Annotated in this window: 1 protein-coding gene; it reads right to left on the reverse strand. The window is 69.1% G+C overall.

Features of this window, described 5'->3' with window-relative positions; translation table 11 throughout:
- Window positions 1-376 (reverse strand): exodeoxyribonuclease VII large subunit (locus SB754_RS19415; RefSeq protein ID WP_410784040.1); only part of this gene is annotated, 376 nt, incomplete at both ends.

Below are 376 nucleotides of genomic sequence, written 5' to 3' on the forward strand. Positions count from 1 at the left end.
CTCCCGGATCATCGAATCGGGGTCGCGCAGCGACGGACGCGACCGGATCTGCTCCACCTGCTGGATCCCGTGCGATATCTGCTGTTGCAGACGAGTGGTGAGGCGCGCGCGCAGTTGTGCGACGAGCGCACGCTGCTCGCCCACATCGGGAACGACGCGCTTGGCGGCATCGGTCGGCGTGGACGCACGGAGATCGGCGACGTCGTCGAGAAGCGGGCGGTCGTTCTCGTGGCCGATCGCGCTCACGAGGGGAGTCGCGGCGGCGGCGGCGGCGCGCACGAGCCTCTCGTCGCTGAAACCCAGGAGCGTCTGGGGATCGCCCCCGCCGCGGGCGATGATGATGACATCGATCTCTGGGTCGGCATCGAGCTGTTCG

Origin of the sequence: Leifsonia sp. SIMBA_070 (assembly GCF_046534635.1) — a bacterium.
In the GTDB taxonomy this organism is placed as follows: Bacteria; Actinomycetota; Actinomycetes; order Actinomycetales; family Microbacteriaceae; genus Leifsonia.